Source organism: Salmonella sp. 32082101201600294FB01SM01, assembly GCF_017572865.1.
GTDB lineage: Bacteria > Pseudomonadota > Gammaproteobacteria > Enterobacterales > Enterobacteriaceae > Salmonella > Salmonella enterica.
On record NZ_JAGESB010000020.1, the window covers coordinates 1 to 570 of the forward strand.

The window sequence follows — 570 nt, forward strand, 5'->3', positions numbered from 1 at the left end:
GTGGGTTGCAAAAGAAGTAGGTAGCTTAACCTTCGGGAGGGCGCTTACCACTTTGTGATTCATGACTGGGGTGAAGTCGTAACAAGGTAACCGTAGGGGAACCTGCGGTTGGATCACCTCCTTACCTTAAAGAAGCGTACTTTGCAGTGCTCACACAGATTGTCTGATGAAAAGTAAATAGCAAGGCGTCTTGCGAAGCAGACTGATACGTCCCCTTCGTCTAGAGGCCCAGGACACCGCCCTTTCACGGCGGTAACAGGGGTTCGAATCCCCTAGGGGACGCCACTTGCTGGTTTGTGAGTGAAAGTCACCTGCCTTAATATCTCAAAACTGACTTACGAGTCATGTTTGAGATATTTGCTCTTTAAAAATCTGGATCAAGCTGAAAATTGAAACACAGAACAACGAAAGTTGTTCGTGAGTCTCTCAAATTTTCGCAATCAGAAGTGAAACATCTTCGGGTTGTGAGGTTAAGCGACTAAGCGTACACGGTGGATGCCCTGGCAGTCAGAGGCGATGAAGGACGTGCTAATCTGCGATAAGCGCCGGTAAGGTGATATGAACCGTTAT

At 47.7% G+C, this 570-nt stretch carries 1 tRNA gene and 2 rRNA genes; all 3 read left to right on the plus strand.

The features are described 5' to 3' along the window. A 16S ribosomal RNA gene (locus tag J4645_RS22105) occupies window positions 1–124 on the plus strand; the annotation flags it as partial. A gap of 85 nt (window positions 125–209) precedes the next feature. Next, window positions 210–285 (plus strand) — tRNA-Glu (locus J4645_RS22110). A 183-nt stretch (window positions 286–468) separates the two neighbouring features. Beyond that, a 23S ribosomal RNA gene (locus tag J4645_RS22115) occupies window positions 469–570 on the plus strand; the annotation flags it as partial.